Below are 16089 nucleotides of genomic sequence, written 5' to 3'. Positions count from 1 at the left end.
TAAGCGCTACTACCTCGTAAGAGATACGAAGAATGACCAATGGTCATCAACATCCAACTCATTCGTAAACTACTTATTAGACAGAGGTACCATTCTTTCAACCGAATACAAAGATTCAAGGAGGTGGTCGGCAACACTCTATCTACAAATTTAAGTATCTCATAAAAATAGATACTCTTGGGTTTATAGGTACATCCCGTCCCTAAAAAACCTAACTTAATCATACGAGGAGGTGCTAAAAAATGACTTGGTTCATTATTTTAGGATTTATGCTTATTTTAAGTATAGGCAGCTTTCATACACATAGTATTCATATCATTTTCAAAATAGATTCAGACATAAAAGCTATGCCAAGTTGGTCTTTCATTAATAAAATAAACTTTCAAACATTTAAAGAATTTTTAAAAAACCCAAACAGGAATAAACTCAAAAGCCTTACCATAGGAGAGCTGTTTATCCCTTTAAGTCTATTCAATAAATTATTTGGAAAAACATTAATTTTTCTACTCCTATTCTTCTATTCTCAATACTTCAATTAAATATAATATGAGTTGAGTAAAAGAATAGCAGTCGCCAACCATAACAAACAACAGAATAAGGACACTTTAAATATTCATTATATTCTTATTATTAACGAAAAAAATGGTAGTAATAAGTGCATTAGCATATAGCACGAATAGTTTACATGCACCTCAACAATCTTCTTCTAATGGTGGAGATACACCAGCACCACCAATTCCTAGTGTCTCTGTAGAAGTATCTATTAATTAATGTAATACATTTTTCTTAGTTATAAAATCAGAAAATTCATTTTTCACAAAAATGTTGCATACACTGGATAGAATATTGAATCCTTAGTCCGAAACAAATTTGTTTTGGACTATTCACGTTACTATAATTGTACGTAGAATGATAGACTAAAACTTCCACTTAGTCTTGTTCTGTAATTTCTTCTCTTTTTGAAGTAAGGCCTTTAACTTTTTTAAATAATCGATTTCCATACGTAAACATTCATTTTCATCTTTTAATGTCTCTATACCCCCTTCAATAGTTGCATTATTTAACTTTGATCTTGCCTTTTCCATAACTGCCCACCTTTCTTCTTTTTATATGAGAATTCCACGCCTTTTAAATCATATATTTCCCTTTACCTACTAACTATTTCAATAAATTCTTTAACACAAGCAATTCATTTATTTCATTTGTTTTTATTTTATTTCTCAGAATTTCAAATATATCTTTTGAAAAACCCTGGTATTCCATTCATATTTATCTCTCCTAAATAAATCGTAATACATATTATACCCAACAAATTTATAAGCTTTAATCTTATTTTTAACAAAACCTTCATAATTTTAAATAGACATAACACTTCATGCTGTCAACTCCCCCTATATGGATAAATATGAATAATCTAATTTATTTGACATTTCAATGACTTATGACAGGAAAATATATACATTTAATTAAACCTAATGTATCTTTGGTTTGTAAGTCTTATTTAGTTGGCCAACCTTTAATACAATTTAATAATTAAAAATAAGGGGGATTTAAAAATGAATCAAGTATTAAGGAAAAGTAAGAAAAAAATGATGTATCTAGTCGGTTCACTTCTAATTTCTCTATCAATGTTTTCAACTACAAGTTTTGCAGCTACAGAAGGTGCTGTAAAAAGTGTTACAAATAGTAATTATACTGGAATTGCAGCTGATATAAACCTACCAAAATCAGTTGTTGTTAAGGATGGATATGTGAATTGGTATTTAGGTATTGGAGCATCTAAAGTTGAAGGTGGTATTTCAAAAACACCAAGTGGATATAAAGTATTTCTTAATTCAGGATATAATGAATCAGGTCAAAACAATAAGTATTGGAACACACAATATGATACATCAATTAAAGATGGTGATCGAGTAAACCTTAAAATAATTAATAACGGCAATGGTACGGTTACTATGTATGTAAATGGAATGCCTAGATATACAAATCAGCCTGTATATGGCTCATTTTCTCAATACGAACCAGTAAAAATGGTTCAGGGCGTTGAAGATACTGGACGTAATTCTTTTAGCCAAGCTAGCTTTTCAAACGTACTTCTAAGAGCAGATACATCTGGATCTATCTACAAGAGTTGGAACAGTTCTATTTCTTCCACATTTTCTAAACATGGTACTTATAGTAACAATTTCACAGTTTATTCTCAAGTACCATTAAGCGCAAGTTTACGCTAAGGTTGTTCTTGTATACGAAATTTTTTAAAAAAGGTAGCTGTACTTTTATACAGCTACCTTTTTCATACTTTAATTGCAAAAAGCGTGTCAAAAATAAAAAGATGAAATTGTAAGTATGTTCACTTCTCAATTCCATCTCTTCTAAGAAATTGTATATTACCAATTCTCTTGTTCCTCACTATTCTACCAAATTAATAGCAACACATTATGTAGATATAGGTTTATACTATTCTACATTTAAATACATGTAATATTGCCTATACTTTGTTATTTTCATGTGAAACTAATTCACTATATATCTCTTTCTCTATATTTTTTAAGAGAATTTCCAACCTATTTTTTGTAGCTAGATTAAAATGTGGATTTAATTCTTTTATTATAAATTCAAGTATCTCAAAGCTTATGTAATCTCCTAATTCAAGTGAATATTGATCACCCAAGAAAGTTTTTAATTTTTTAGAGATCTCCACTTTATCTTTTTTGGTAATATTTACCCCATCCGATAACAAACCTCTCTTAGATTAGTCTTAAATACTAATTCAAACAGTTTTTATAACATAATAAAAATATTTTAGGGTTAATATAAATCATATAATGAAATTTTTACAAATAAATAAAAAATATACATTATAATCATTAAACAACATATTATGCATCATAAACATATATTGGCTCGTCATAAAGGCGTAAACATTTTGACCAATTTCCACATAACGTTTCCCATTCACCAGCAGGATATACTTCCGTACGCAATATATGAAGTGGTATACGTAAATTCAATAACCGACCACTAAGCGTCGTACGAGTAACTCCCGCTGGCATTAAAAATTTTGCTTCAATTACCTTTTTCAGTTCCATCAATGAGTATTCTGGATAACTCATCAATATTTCATTTGAATGAGGCCAGACCTCAGTATCATTTGAAAGGCGGCGTACCGTATACTCATGTTGATATAAGCCGACAATACGATGCCATATCTCTAAATGGTTAAATAAATCACTATTTAAATCCCTTGCATATAAAAAATGTTCTTGTTTATTTGCTTCTGTAATTTTTGCAAGCAAACGTTTATTAGCAATAATCTTACCTGACCAAATTATTGTAGGTTCTTTCTTTAAATTATTTACCCATTCCCCCATTGGTAATAAATGATTCCAAGCACGAATTTTTATTTTTTCATCAGGTACTACCTGTACAGCAACGCGTTTACAACCTAATGCCATCATAGCCTTCATACGATGGGCACCATCAAGTAACAGATAATTACCATCACTAAGCTCAGATACTAAGGGAGGGTTCCGTAAAACACCTTCGCTTTCCATTACACGACAAATTTGTTCCAATCGTTTGTGTTCATATGATTCATGAAAGCGAATTTGCTTGGGATGTAAGAGATCTAAGGCCGAAATAATTTCACTCATAAAAACAGCTCCTCAAATAATTCCATAAATTCTAAGCTTATCAAATAACTAATTTACTATAATGATTAGTCGTGTTTACCAATATTTAGCGGATATTAGACAATTATTTCAAACTGCGTTTTAATAATTTTACTAGTCTTCTAATAAAACACCAATTTCATTTTCCCTAGCCCTTTGATAGTAATAAGCAGCAATGGCTACATCAAATATGGCCATACCCATTGGATTAAATAATATTGATTTGTCATAAGGGAAGTTTTGCAGTGCTCCTCGGATTACAACGTCAGCAATTGATACTGTATCTTCTTTTTGTAAACCTCTTTCAAGGTGCATCCTTTCAACATCAGTTTTTTCACGACAGACTTCTTCCCAATTATCAACAACTAGGGATTTTGTATATTCTAAGATATCAGGCTTAAAGTCACGAAGAGAAACATTGAGTAGTAGCGCCCCATCTTTAGGTTTCTTATCAATATAACCTTCTGCAGAAACAGTACAAGTAATAAAAATATCAGCATCATTATAGGCTTCTTCATATGCATTAACCTTTTGAGTTTTAGAATAAATTTCCTCAGGAATTAATTCGTCTTTAATTCCATTAATATCATATAGGTAAACACTTTCGATTTTATCGCCTAATAGGGCAGTTACCATCTTTAAATGCATCTGACCAATAGGTCCAAATCCAATAATTCCAACTTTAACATTATTTAAATCTCTTAACTTGGCAAACTCTCGAATCATTAACCCTGTAACAGAAGCTGTTCGTATTACACTGACCATCGCTGTATTAAGTGTCGCAAATGGTTTTCCAGTCATAGCATCATTTAATATAGTAACTGAATGAGCACGTTGAATACCTTTCTCAATATTCTTCGGAAAACTAGCTATCCATTTGATTCCTGAAACCTTAAATTCTCCTCCAATATAAGCTGGCATAGCAATAATTCTATTAGCCGGATCATCGAAACGTAAGTATGGCTTAATTGGCTGAGAAAAATCTTCTGAATCAAGACTTTTTACTGCCTTTGAAATGACATTTATTGTTTCTTCCCAATTAACACCCATTTCATTGATATGTTTGGTATTTAAATACATCATAATTGCTTCCTCATTTCTATATCATTTTTATAAAGAAACTAATTGGTCTTCTACTGATTTTTGTGTATTAAGCCATTCTACCCATTCTACGTTGTAAATAGTTGATGTGTAAGCTTGTCCATTATCAGGACACAAGAAAACAACATTAGGTGTATTTTGAACATCCTTATTTTCAAAATACTTTTGGATTGCATAATATGAAGTCCCTGATGATCCACCAGCAAATATTGCATGTTTATTAAATAGCTCATAACAACCTGCAACAGTATGGACCTCCGGTACAATCATTACATCATCAATCAATGCTTTTTTAACCATACCAGGTATCATACTGGCACCAATTCCTGGTATGTACCGTTTACGAGGCTTATCACCAAAAATAATGGACCCTTGACTATCTACCGCAATAATTTTAATATTAGGGAATTTTTCTTTTAATCGTGTAGATACCCCAGCGATAGTTCCTCCAGTACTCACTCCAATGAAGGCATAATCTAACTGTTTAAAATCATTAGATATTTCTTCACCAATTCCTTGATAATGGGCTTCAAAGTTATCAGCATTATTATATTGATTTGTCCAGTATGCATTAGGAATAGTATTTAAAAGTTCTTCCACCTTATTTAAACGCGTTAATAAATAGCCACCTGTTTCATCTCGTTCATCCACTTTAGCTACTTGATAGGAAGTTGCTCTCAAAAAATTCTCATAACTATCATTAATATTTGGATCAATAACTGGTATGAATTTCAGGCCGATATACCTACAAAGAGTAGCAAGAGCAACCGCAAAGTTACCAGATGAAGATTCGATAATTGTAGAATTTTCAGTCACTTCACCGCGACTTATTGCTGATTTTAAAATATGGTGAGCAGCACGCACTTTAACACTATTCATTAAATTGTGATATTCTAGTTTTGCATACAGATTAATCTTTTCATGCTCTAATTTAATCATAGGTGTGTTGCCGATTACCCTTTCTAAACTCTCTAATTTCTTGAGCATAATTTGCTTCCTTTCTTGGTTAAAATCTAAAAAAATAATTAAAGATAAATAGTTGTAAATGTTCTTTCGAATGTATTTCAAATAGAACTTATACCTGAAAGACAATAAATGCTAGATTCTTTAGTATCGATAAGCTAAGCACCATTCAAGTACTGCCATAGCACTATTTAGCTTGTTTTCGGCCTGGGTAAATACAATACTTTTCGGTCCATCAATAACTGTTGCTGCTACTTCTTCCCCCCGGTGTGCTGGGAGGTCATGCATGAAAGTAGCTTCCGGATATAAAGTCAAAATTCTCTCTGTCACTGCAAATGGATTAAATGCATCTTTCCATAAAGGATCTATTTTGCTTGTCCCTGTTGTTTGCCACCTTGTTGTATATACAACATCCACTTCACTAGGTAACATTTTTATATCATGACATTCAATAACTTTAGCACCAGATAATCGTGCATATTCTTTTGATTTTTCAAGCACACTTGGAGACACTCCATAACCAGCAGGTGTAAAAAGATATAACTCCGTACCTGGAAAACGAGATAAAGAAAGAGCTAGAGCTGCAGCACTGTTATTACCTTCTCCCATATATAAAACCCTTAATCCAGCTATTTCACCAAATTTTTGTTTCATTGTTGTTAAGTCTGTTAGCGCTTGTGTTGGATGTTCTTCCGTACTCATTGCATTAATGACTGCCATACGACTTTGAGATGCCAGCTTTTCCATTTCCTTTTGACTATCTGCAGTTCTTGCTACTAGTGCATCCAGCATTCGCGAAAGTACTTGAGTAGTGTCTTCTATAGACTCCCCTGTATTTTCTTGCAAATCATTTGGACCATACGTTACAATTTGTGCACCCATCTTTAATGCTGCAACAGAAAATGCCGATCGAGTTCTAGTCGATGTTTTACGGAAGTAAATCCCAATTATATTTCCCGCTAATATTTGATTAGGTTGCGATTTACCTGTGGCAAAATCTACCCCACGAGTTACAATTTGGTTAATATCACTATCAGTAAGATCCTCAAGAGTAATTAAATGTTTTCGAATAGCCATTATTATATTACCTCCCTTTTGAATAATTGCATGTAACAAAAATGTATTTACATATGTATGTAAATACAAACTACTAAACTGCTACAGTAAAAATAATAGATTGGAAATATAATTCATGTGGATCCATTACCACACTTTTCTATATTTGTTTTTAAACTAATGTATAGCAGTTGATATATAGCCTATATGAACTCGAATACTATTTTTACTCAGAAATACTTACATATAATTCTATTGTTAGTCTATATTCCTATTTTTTATGATATAGCTCTGCTGAATATATTACACACTACAACGCCAAAAATATACTCAAAATACAGAATTTTCAGCTTTCTCAATTCTTTTATCAATTTTCTGTCAATTCATACTCAAATTATCTTTTTTACTAATAATATACATACAATGTTGGCTGTTTCTTTTATAGCCCACTTCTAAAAAATCCACCCATTCAAAAATATCGTTTTCCGGATTGTCAGTTAAGATACAAATTACTGCTGCAGTCATTAAAGAGCCCTCTTTAAAAGAGATATACTCCTTCTACTGGCTCGCTATTTTTAGTTATGATAACCTCTTAATTGTTACAGCTATAACGCTAACAATTGTTATTGCAACCATTGATCTAAGTAAACAAACAATGAATGACATACTAATATATACACAAAGTAATCTATTAAGCGTAAAATGATTGCATCTCCAGCAAGTTTAATTACTTATTCAGATCTTTGCTTTTATAATTTTCAAAATTAAATTTCCGAAAATTTTCTTTCCTTAAGGAAATATCGATCTAAACTATGTAAGAATGCTTATCTTCTATAAAGTAATTACACAAATCAACAAAGTCAATTTCAATTATGGATTCTGGAAAACTATCTAAAGAAGCACAACAAGAAAGCTTATAATCTTTACCAATAGTAAACTTTTTATAATAAACCTCATTAGATAGCATGTCACCATAAAATATTGTATTTTTTTTAATAACAAAAGAGTTTAAAGGTATAGTTAGTCCTTTCCCTATCCATTTAACAAAGCTTTCTTTTATAGTCCATAATTCATAAAACACATCTAATTGTTGTTCTACATTTAATGAGTTTAAATAATTAAATTCTTCCTCATTAAATATATTTGTAATCATTGTAGTATCTATGGGCCGGACTTTTTCTACATCTATTCCTACTTCTTCCTCATGAACAGCTCCAACAACCCAACTTTCGGAATGTGATATATTAAAATGAAAATTATTTAACTCATCCACATAAGGCTTTCCGTATTCATTGTATTTATATTTAATATCTTTATTTTCTTTTGAGAAATTTGTAGTAATTAAATATCTTATTATAATGTCTCCAATTAAGGCGCTATATTGGTCGGGCTTTCTTTTATATTTCTGTATTTTCATTTGCTTTTCTTTTGAGACCAAACTCATAAGTTTCTGCATAATATTATGTTCTATATTTCCCGGCACACGTACCGTATATATATTCATTATTTCCTTCCCACCTAACTTCTTATATAAATATAAAAAACTCTCAATGAATAATTCCTATTTATTTTTGATTAGTAAAAAACATTTTCAGAGGATAATATTCTATTTTACATTCATATTTTTGACTTATTTTCTAACCTCTTTATGTTTATTATTGAATGGGCTCAAAGAAAAAAGTCTCATAATATGTTATACACGATTTTATGAGACTTTTAGAAAACTAATATTGTACAATTTCAAATAATATTTCACCTATTTACATTTGCTAATAAGAGCATTTGTTTAAAACTCATTTTTATACTCTTTACCAATTCATGAATATGCGGTTTCTCTAACATACTCAGATGGGAACCTGGCACTTGCAAAGCATATACTTCCCCTGATGTATATTCATTCCATCTGTTATAATCTACTAGTGGGTGAATGTCATTAATAGATGCATTAAATAGAAAGATATCTGCTTTTATTTTTTGTTTACAATTATATTTTAGGTATGCATATCTATTAGCTATCATTACTTTTAACTTATTCATCATTGGATCTTCAAAATTTTGCTGACAACTATTTTCATTCAATGTAAATTTTTTCAGTAAAGATTCTATTAATTGTTCTTCACTCATTTGTTCAAAACTAATTTTCTCAATCCCTAACTGATCATTGAATTTTTCCAATACTTCAAATGCATTCTTAATATTTAAACTAAGAATCTCCTTACCTTGTTCAATAGGATGAACATCAAGTAAACCTAGAAAACTAACTTTATCACCTAGTTCTTCTAATTTTCTAGCCATTTCAAATGCAACTATTCCTCCAAAAGACCATCCTAATAAGGTATATGGCCCTTCTTTTTTTACTTGTTTAATCTCTTCTATATATCTTACCGCCATTTCCTCTACAGATAAGTTTGGAAATCTATTATCATCATATCCTATAGATTGTAACCCATATACAGTCTTATCCTCTCCTAATTCTCTAGCCAAATCATAATAGTTTAATATACCCCCTCCTTGTCCATGAACAATGAACCATTGACTATCCTTGTTTGTCCCATTTTGAATTGGAATTAAACACTCACTGTCTATTCCTTTATTCCTACTTATTACATCACTTAATTGTTCAATAGTAGCCTTTTGAAATAATAAACTTAATGGCAGTTGCACATTAAACATTCTCTTAATATTTTCGAATAACTTTAATCCCTTAAGAGAATGACCACCTAATTCAAAGAAATTATCATTTATACCAATACTATTTACGCCTAATATACTACTCCAAATATCAATTAAACTACTATCTATTTCATTTCTTGGTGGTACATAATTACTATTGCCCAGTGTATTTAGCTTCGGTAACTTACTTCTATCTATTTTCCCATTTTGTGTTAATGGTATATTGTGAATTGGTATGAGTTGTTGAGGTACCATATAATGTGGTAACTTTGTTGCCAAATATGCTCTTACCTCTGGAATAGGAATATCTTTTTCTGTAACTACGTATGCACATAAATACTTTTCCCCAGCTTCATCTTCTTGATCTATTACTACGGCCGTTTTGATTGTCTCATATTTTAACAAACTCGCTTCTATCTCACCTAGTTCTATTCGATATCCCCTTATTTTTACTTGATGATCGACTCGGCCCAAGTATTCAATGTTACCATCAGGTAGCCACCTTGCTATATCCCCTGTTTTATATAGTTTCTCACCTCGTTCAAATGGATGATCAATAAATTTATCTGCTGTTAATTCTTTTCGATTGATGTATCCTCTAGCTAACCCTATGCCAGAGATACATATTTCACCTGGAACACCTATAGGTTGTATCCTATGAAATGAATCCAATATATAAATTTTAGTATTTAACAATGGCGAACCTATCGGTACGTTTTGTGTTGTAATTTCTTTATTACTCTCATATCGATAAGATGTACAACAAACTGTAGCCTCTGTAGGTCCGTATCCATTTAATATTTGGAGGTTCCCCCTAAATAGATAATCGTATTTTGCGAGTAATTCTGTTTTAATGGGTTCTACTCCCACAAGTAGCTTATTTAACACTATCTTCTGGTTATCTCTAACAAAATAATCATATATTTCATTTAATAAAGTAGGTGGAATATATGATAATGTAACCTGTTCCTCAAGAATGACTTGTACAAGTTTTGATACATCAAACTTCTCACCTTGATAAATAGTCATTCTTGCGCCATATATCAATGGGACAAATATCTCAAAAATTGTAACATCAAAAGAAATACTACTTGAGAATAGTACATTATCAGTTATCCCTATATCTTGAGAGAAATCTTCATACATTGCACACAAAAAGTTAGTCAAGGATCGATGTTCAATCATTACTCCTTTAGGTTGTCCTGTAGAACCTGATGTATAAATAACATACGCTAAGTTGTGAGGTTCTATCATCATGTGCATGTCTTCTCCTGGTTCTTCTTCAAAAGACATATCCATGAGATCTATTACATTACCTTGGAATTCTATCCCCTTTATAATAGAGTTTTGATGTACTAATACATGTGAACACCCACTGTCTGTCAGCATATATTCCACTCTTTGTTTTGGTAAGTCGGTATCAATTGGTAAATACGCCCCACCTGCTTTTAAGACACCTAATATACCTATAACCATCTCGATGGAGCGTTCCATCATCACACCAACAATGGATTCTCTTTTAACTCCTTGGTCTAATAACCTTCTCGCCAACTGATTAGCTTTTATATTTAATTCATTATATGTAATTCCTTTTTCATTACATACAACGGCTATTTGATTAGGGTTCTGTTTTACTTGTTCTTCAAACATTTTATGCACTAATAAATGATTAGAATTTGAATTCTCGTTTTTGTTAAATTCATTCATAATACAATGTTCTTCTTCTATAGATAACATATTAATATTACGCAATCGTACTCTAGGGTTATTAGTTACTTCCTCAACTATATTTGTAAAATGTACCATTAACCTTTCTATTGTCTCCGCTTTAAATAACTTAGTACTATATTCTACTTTTAAATGAATGTTATTATCTATTTCCGTTGCTACTAATGACAAATCAAATTTTGAAACTGACTGCTTAAACGGATACGGTGTAAATTCTAATTCACCAATAGATATTGGATTCATATCCATGTTTTGAAAAACAAACATGGTATCAAATAATGGATTTCTACTTGTATCCCTATGCAAGTCTAAACCTTCTAATAGTTCTTCAAAAGGATAGTCTTGATTTTCATAAGCTTCTAATGTATTGAGTTTTAATCTACTCAAAAACTCAATAAACTCATCGTCATTTTCTAGATAATTTCTCATTACTAAAGTATTAATAAACATACCAATCATATGATTAGTATCAGAATGAGACCTTCCAGCAATAGGCGAACCTACAATAATGTCTTCTTGACCTGTGTATCTAGATAAAAGTATGTTATAAATGGCCAATAAAATCATATATGGCGTGGTACCAGTTTCAGTTGCTAGTTTATTTACTTTAAAAGTTAAATCTGTTCCCAAATTAAAAGAACAAACATTACCTTTAAAGCTTTGTATAGTCGGTCTTTGAAAATCGGTTGGAAAATTTAAAACCGGGAGTTCTCCGTTTAAAGTTGTTAACCAATAATTCTTTTGTTCACTAATTAGATTCTTATAGTAAGGTCCATTTTGCCACATCACATAGTCTTTGTACTGCACTCTCAATTTTGGAAGCTCATTTCCTTTATACAATTCTACAAACTCTTTTATTAATATCCCCATTGATAAACCATCAGATATTATATGATGCATATCTACTACAAGAATATGTCTTTCTTCTGCTATCCTTAAAAGCAACACCCTTAATAATGGAGGTTTTGATAAATCAAATGGACTTATAAACTCATGTATTAAATAATCCGCATCTTTTTCATTTACATGAACGTATTCAATATTGAAATCTACATTAGGCTCAATTTTCTGCACTAATTCCCCATCTAAAATTTGAAAAGAAGTTCTTAATATTTCATGTCTCTCAATTAAAGATTGAAATATATTTTCAAACTTATCTTTACAAATATCCCCTTCTACTTTAAGTATTGTGGGCATATTATAAGTTGTATTTGTACCATCTTCGAATTGATCTACTATAAACATTCTCTTTTGTGACGTAGAAGCTAAATAATACTCTTGTTGTTTTACAGGTTCTATGGAAATATAATTACTTTTTTCCATTTCTAATATACATTTTGAAAAATCAACCAAAACAGGAAACTTAAATAGGGATTTAATAGATAATTGCACATTAAATTCTTTATTAACGATAGAAATTAACTTAGCAGCCTTTAATGAATGACCACCTATCTCAAAAAAATTATCCCGTATTCCTACCCTTTGTATTCCTAATACATCTTTCCAAATATCAACTAATTTTCTTTCTGTAGAATTTGTCGGCTCTAGATGACTAGATTTCAAATTATTAATAAGTTGAGGTAATTTTTTTCTATCTATTTTTCCGTTTTGTGTTAACGGTATGTTTTGAATGGATATGATTTGTTGAGGTATCATATAATATGGTAACTTGGTTGCTAAATATGCTCTTACCTCTGGAATAGGAATATCTTTTTCTGTAACTACATACGCACATAAATACTTTTCTCCACTTTCATCTTCTCGCTGTATTACTACGGCGGTTTTGATTGTCTCATATTTTAACAAACTTGCTTCTATCTCACCTAGTTCTATTCGATATCCCCTTATTTTCACTTGATGATCAACTCGTCCCAAGTATTCTATGTTACCATCAGGTAGCCATCTCGCTATATCTCCTGTTTTATATAATTTCTCACCATGTTCAAATGGATCATCAATAAATTTATCTGCTGTTAATTCTTTTCGATTGATGTATCCCCTAGCTAACCCTATGCCAGAAATACATATTTCTCCTGGAACACCTATAGGTTGTAGCCTGTGAAATGAATCCAATATGTAAATTTTAGTATTTAACAATGGCGAACCTATTGGTACGTTTTGTGTTGTAATTTCTTTATCCCTCTCATATTGATAAGATGTACAACAGACTGTAGCCTCTGTAGGTCCGTATAAATTTAATATTTGGAGGTTCCCCCTAAATAGATGATCGTATTTTGCGAGTAATTCTGTTTTAATAGGTTCTACTCCCACGAAAAGTTTATTTAACGATATCTTCTGATTCGCCCTTACAAAATAATCATATATTTCATTTAATAAGGTAGGTGGAATATATGCTAACGTGACCTGTTCCTCAAGAATGACTTGTACAAGTTTTGGTACATCAAACTTCTCACCTTGATAAATAGTCATTCTTGCTCCATATACCAATGGGACAAATATTTCAAATATAGTAACATCAAAAGAAATACTACTTGAGAATAGTACATTATCAGTTATCCCTATATCTTGAGAGAAGTCCTCATACATTGCACACAAAAAATTAGTTAAGGAACGATGTTCAATCATTACCCCTTTGGGCTGGCCTGTAGAACCTGATGTATAAATAACATATGCCAAATTTTGAGGTTCCATCGTTATCTGCAAATCTTCTACTTGTTCTTCTTCAAAAGGAATATCCATTAGATTTATTACACTACCTTGAAATGCTACTCCCTTTATAATAGAGTTTTGATATGTTAGTACATGTGAACACTCGCTGTCTGTCAGCATATATTCCACTCTTTGTTTTGGTAACTCGGTATCAATCGGTAAATACGCCCCACCCGCTTTTAAGATACCTAATATGCCTATAATCATCTCAATAGAGCGTTCCATCATCACACCAACAATGGATTCTCTTTTAACTCCCTGGTCTAATAACCTTCTCGCCAACTGATTAGCTTTTATATTTAATTGTTTATATGTAATTTCTTTTCCATTACATACAATCGCTATTTGATTAGGATTCTGTTTTACCTGCTCTTCAAATAATTGAGGAGCTGTTACAGTCTCACAAAGTAATGTTTTATGAACTCTAGTCGTATGATTGAAATCAAATAATATTTGATTCTTTTCTGTTTTAGGCATTACATCTAGATCCATTGCAGATTTATTTGGATCTTTCATTAATATATCTAAAATATTATATAAATGATTAACTATTCTACTAACTAATCCTTCACTATATAAAGTAGAATTGTAATCCACTTGAACCTTTAACTGTTCTTCATTTTTCATAAACCTAATAACCATATCAGAGTTTATTTTATCTGTACTCTCATAACAATGAATATCATCTAACATTACTATTGTATTTAATAACGGAAGATTATTACTCTCTCCATCTAGACTTAATAATTGAGTAAGTTTATTAAAAGGAAAATGACAATGTTCATTTGACTCTAAAATTGTTTCTTTAATTTTATATATTATTTCTTTAAAATTATCTTCTTGATTTATTTGAGTACGTAATAATAAAAAGTTGTTTTGAAAAACCGTCTCTTCTTGACCTTGTTTAAAAACTGGCATTCCAATTACTACATCATCCTTATCGGTATATCTACTTAAGAGATATTTCACACCTGATAATAAAATAGTGTACAGTAACATATCAGAATTATTGCTAATTGCTACAGCTCTCTTCGCAATATCCGATGGGAATTGACAATAATAACTTTCTTTAGAAGCCTGAATATTATTTAAAGACAGACAATCACAAGGAAATCTACTTAACTCAACATCACCTGATAACTTGTCTAACCAATATTCTTTTTCTTTTTTAAATTTTTCACTAGATAATAAAACCTGCTGGGTAAATTTATCAAGCATTTTTTCTTCCCACCATTCTCTATGATATTGATACTAAATACTACATATTTAGTGGTTATGTTCCCCATAGACCTATCCGTTTTATCATGAGGGGGCACAATCATACTCGTCATTGGGAGTTTTCTTCCTCAGTAATAAAACTCCCAATGACGACCAATTAGATTGCTACTTTAACGATAGAAGTTTCACATAAAGCACAGAAATGCACTTTTCTCTTACTCAGATACATCTCTTAATTTTTTTACTTCACAGATTTTACCCTATCTAGTATTTTCATAATTAACTCGCCCACGATGTCAGCTTGATGTAGTAAAAACATATGACCACCATTAACTGTTAGAAAATGAACCTCATTGCCCCATTCTACCCACTTCTTAGCCCCTTTTACTGTATAATTAGAGTCTGTTGTTCCACTAATAATATATAGGGGCGCTTTCAACAATGTTGTGTCATCATTTATATAATTCTCAATGGCACGAAAGTCTGATCGAATAACTGGAAGGATATAGTTTAAAAGCTCCTGATGTTGTAATACTTCATCTGGTAATCCTCCCAAAGACTTTATATAATCTATAAAGTCTTTATCATCTAAATGATTTGTTTTTCTTCTTATTTCCGGTGGATTCATAGCAGAGATAATAACATTTTTAGGATTTATGCCCTTACTTTCTAAAATTTGAGCCATACGGTGAACTATAATTCCTCCCATGCTATGGCCAAATAATGTAACCTCTCCCTCTAAAATTGGTTGCATCTCCATTAAATATAAATTAACAAGATCATCTATGTTATCAACTAGTGGCGAAAGATTAGGACCATGGCCTGGAGGATCAAATGAAATAAGTTTTATATCTTTTGGTAAATAATTCTTTAAAGGTAAAAAAGAATTCGAATAGCCCCCAGCATAAGGAACACAAACCAAATATTTGTTACTATTCAATCCTGGCGATAAATCTTTCATTAATTTTCTCAAGTGACTTCTCCTTTATTAAATAAAATTTTCATCAAA

The 16089-nt window shown here is 31.1% G+C and carries 13 protein-coding genes; 3 read left to right on the top strand and 10 right to left on the bottom strand.

Annotated features, from left to right (window positions below; translation table 11 throughout):
• The first annotated feature begins 242 nt into the window (after nt 1-242).
• Both MHB52_RS30205 and MHB52_RS30200 read left to right on the top strand, forming a co-directional pair.
• Nucleotides 243-539 (top strand): hypothetical protein, encoded by a 297-nt coding sequence (locus tag MHB52_RS30205; protein WP_000219741.1) that lies wholly within the window; start codon nt 243-245, stop codon nt 537-539.
• Nucleotides 540-642: 103 nt separating this feature from the next.
• Nucleotides 643-771 (top strand): hypothetical protein, encoded by a 129-nt coding sequence (locus tag MHB52_RS30200; RefSeq protein WP_002006226.1) that lies wholly within the window; start codon nt 643-645, stop codon nt 769-771.
• 146 nt (nt 772-917) lie between these two features.
• On the opposite strand, the gene MHB52_RS30195 is transcribed toward MHB52_RS30200, so the two are convergent.
• A complete protein-coding gene (locus tag MHB52_RS30195; protein ID WP_000409540.1) occupies nt 918-1085 on the bottom strand; it encodes a hypothetical protein in 168 nt (55 codons plus the stop codon).
• Nucleotides 1086-1556: 471 nt separating this feature from the next.
• Between MHB52_RS30195 and MHB52_RS30190 the strand changes: the two genes are divergently transcribed.
• Complete coding sequence (locus tag MHB52_RS30190; RefSeq protein WP_001077591.1) at nt 1557-2231, top strand: hypothetical protein; 675 nt, start codon at nt 1557-1559, stop codon at nt 2229-2231.
• A 257-nt stretch (nt 2232-2488) separates the two neighbouring features.
• Here MHB52_RS30190 and MHB52_RS30185 read toward each other — a convergent pair whose 3' ends face one another.
• From MHB52_RS30185 to MHB52_RS30145, 9 genes are all read right to left on the bottom strand, one after another.
• Complete coding sequence (locus MHB52_RS30185) at nt 2489-2740, bottom strand: DUF2164 family protein (RefSeq protein WP_000947505.1); 252 nt, start codon at nt 2738-2740, stop codon at nt 2489-2491.
• Between the two features lie 139 nt (nt 2741-2879).
• On the bottom strand, nt 2880-3653 hold the full coding sequence (locus MHB52_RS30180; protein ID WP_061663244.1) for a ParB N-terminal domain-containing protein: 774 nt from the start codon (nt 3651-3653) through the stop codon (nt 2880-2882).
• 132 nt (nt 3654-3785) lie between these two features.
• Complete coding sequence (sbnB, locus tag MHB52_RS30175; RefSeq protein WP_061663245.1) at nt 3786-4754, bottom strand: 2,3-diaminopropionate biosynthesis protein SbnB; 969 nt, start codon at nt 4752-4754, stop codon at nt 3786-3788.
• Between the two features lie 27 nt (nt 4755-4781).
• Nucleotides 4782-5759 carry a 2,3-diaminopropionate biosynthesis protein SbnA gene (gene sbnA / locus MHB52_RS30170; protein WP_025967129.1) on the bottom strand — a complete coding sequence of 326 codons (978 nt, stop codon included), beginning with the start codon at nt 5757-5759 and terminating at the stop codon, nt 4782-4784.
• A gap of 120 nt (nt 5760-5879) precedes the next feature.
• Nucleotides 5880-6812 carry an ornithine carbamoyltransferase gene (locus tag MHB52_RS30165; RefSeq protein WP_061663246.1) on the bottom strand — a complete coding sequence of 311 codons (933 nt, stop codon included), beginning with the start codon at nt 6810-6812 and terminating at the stop codon, nt 5880-5882.
• 357 nt (nt 6813-7169) lie between these two features.
• Complete coding sequence (locus tag MHB52_RS30160) at nt 7170-7316, bottom strand: hypothetical protein (RefSeq protein WP_000123019.1); 147 nt, start codon at nt 7314-7316, stop codon at nt 7170-7172.
• Nucleotides 7317-7596: 280 nt separating this feature from the next.
• Complete coding sequence (locus MHB52_RS30155; RefSeq protein WP_061663247.1) at nt 7597-8295, bottom strand: 4'-phosphopantetheinyl transferase family protein; 699 nt, start codon at nt 8293-8295, stop codon at nt 7597-7599.
• Between the two features lie 248 nt (nt 8296-8543).
• Complete coding sequence (locus MHB52_RS30150) at nt 8544-15080, bottom strand: amino acid adenylation domain-containing protein (RefSeq protein ID WP_061663557.1); 6537 nt, start codon at nt 15078-15080, stop codon at nt 8544-8546.
• A 241-nt stretch (nt 15081-15321) separates the two neighbouring features.
• Complete coding sequence (locus MHB52_RS30145; RefSeq protein WP_001228849.1) at nt 15322-16053, bottom strand: thioesterase II family protein; 732 nt, start codon at nt 16051-16053, stop codon at nt 15322-15324.
• Nucleotides 16054-16089 lie beyond the last annotated feature (36 nt).

It is taken from the genome of Bacillus sp. FSL K6-0073, assembly GCF_038006085.1.
Taxonomy (GTDB): Bacteria; Bacillota; Bacilli; order Bacillales; family Bacillaceae_G; genus Bacillus_A; species Bacillus_A cereus.
This window is presented reverse-complemented; position numbering and strand designations above follow the sequence as displayed.

Excerpts from the sequence above, each read along its gene's own strand:
- MHB52_RS30165 (WP_061663246.1), bottom strand. The coding sequence starts at position 6,812 with ATGGCTATTCGAAAACATTTAATTACTCTTGAGGATCTTACTGATAGT.
- sbnA (WP_025967129.1), bottom strand. The coding sequence starts at position 5,759 with ATGCTCAAGAAATTAGAGAGTTTAGAAAGGGTAATCGGCAACACACCT.
- MHB52_RS30160 (WP_000123019.1), bottom strand. The coding sequence starts at position 7,316 with ATGACTGCAGCAGTAATTTGTATCTTAACTGACAATCCGGAAAACGAT.
- MHB52_RS30205 (WP_000219741.1), top strand. The coding sequence starts at position 243 with ATGACTTGGTTCATTATTTTAGGATTTATGCTTATTTTAAGTATAGGC.
- MHB52_RS30180 (WP_061663244.1), bottom strand. The coding sequence starts at position 3,653 with ATGAGTGAAATTATTTCGGCCTTAGATCTCTTACATCCCAAGCAAATT.
- MHB52_RS30200 (WP_002006226.1), top strand. The coding sequence starts at position 643 with ATGGTAGTAATAAGTGCATTAGCATATAGCACGAATAGTTTACATGCA.
- MHB52_RS30190 (WP_001077591.1), top strand. The coding sequence starts at position 1,557 with ATGAATCAAGTATTAAGGAAAAGTAAGAAAAAAATGATGTATCTAGTC.
- MHB52_RS30155 (WP_061663247.1), bottom strand. The coding sequence starts at position 8,295 with ATGAATATATATACGGTACGTGTGCCGGGAAATATAGAACATAATATT.
- MHB52_RS30195 (WP_000409540.1), bottom strand. The coding sequence starts at position 1,085 with ATGGAAAAGGCAAGATCAAAGTTAAATAATGCAACTATTGAAGGGGGT.
- MHB52_RS30150 (WP_061663557.1), bottom strand. The coding sequence starts at position 15,080 with ATGCTTGATAAATTTACCCAGCAGGTTTTATTATCTAGTGAAAAATTT.
- sbnB (WP_061663245.1), bottom strand. The coding sequence starts at position 4,754 with ATGATGTATTTAAATACCAAACATATCAATGAAATGGGTGTTAATTGG.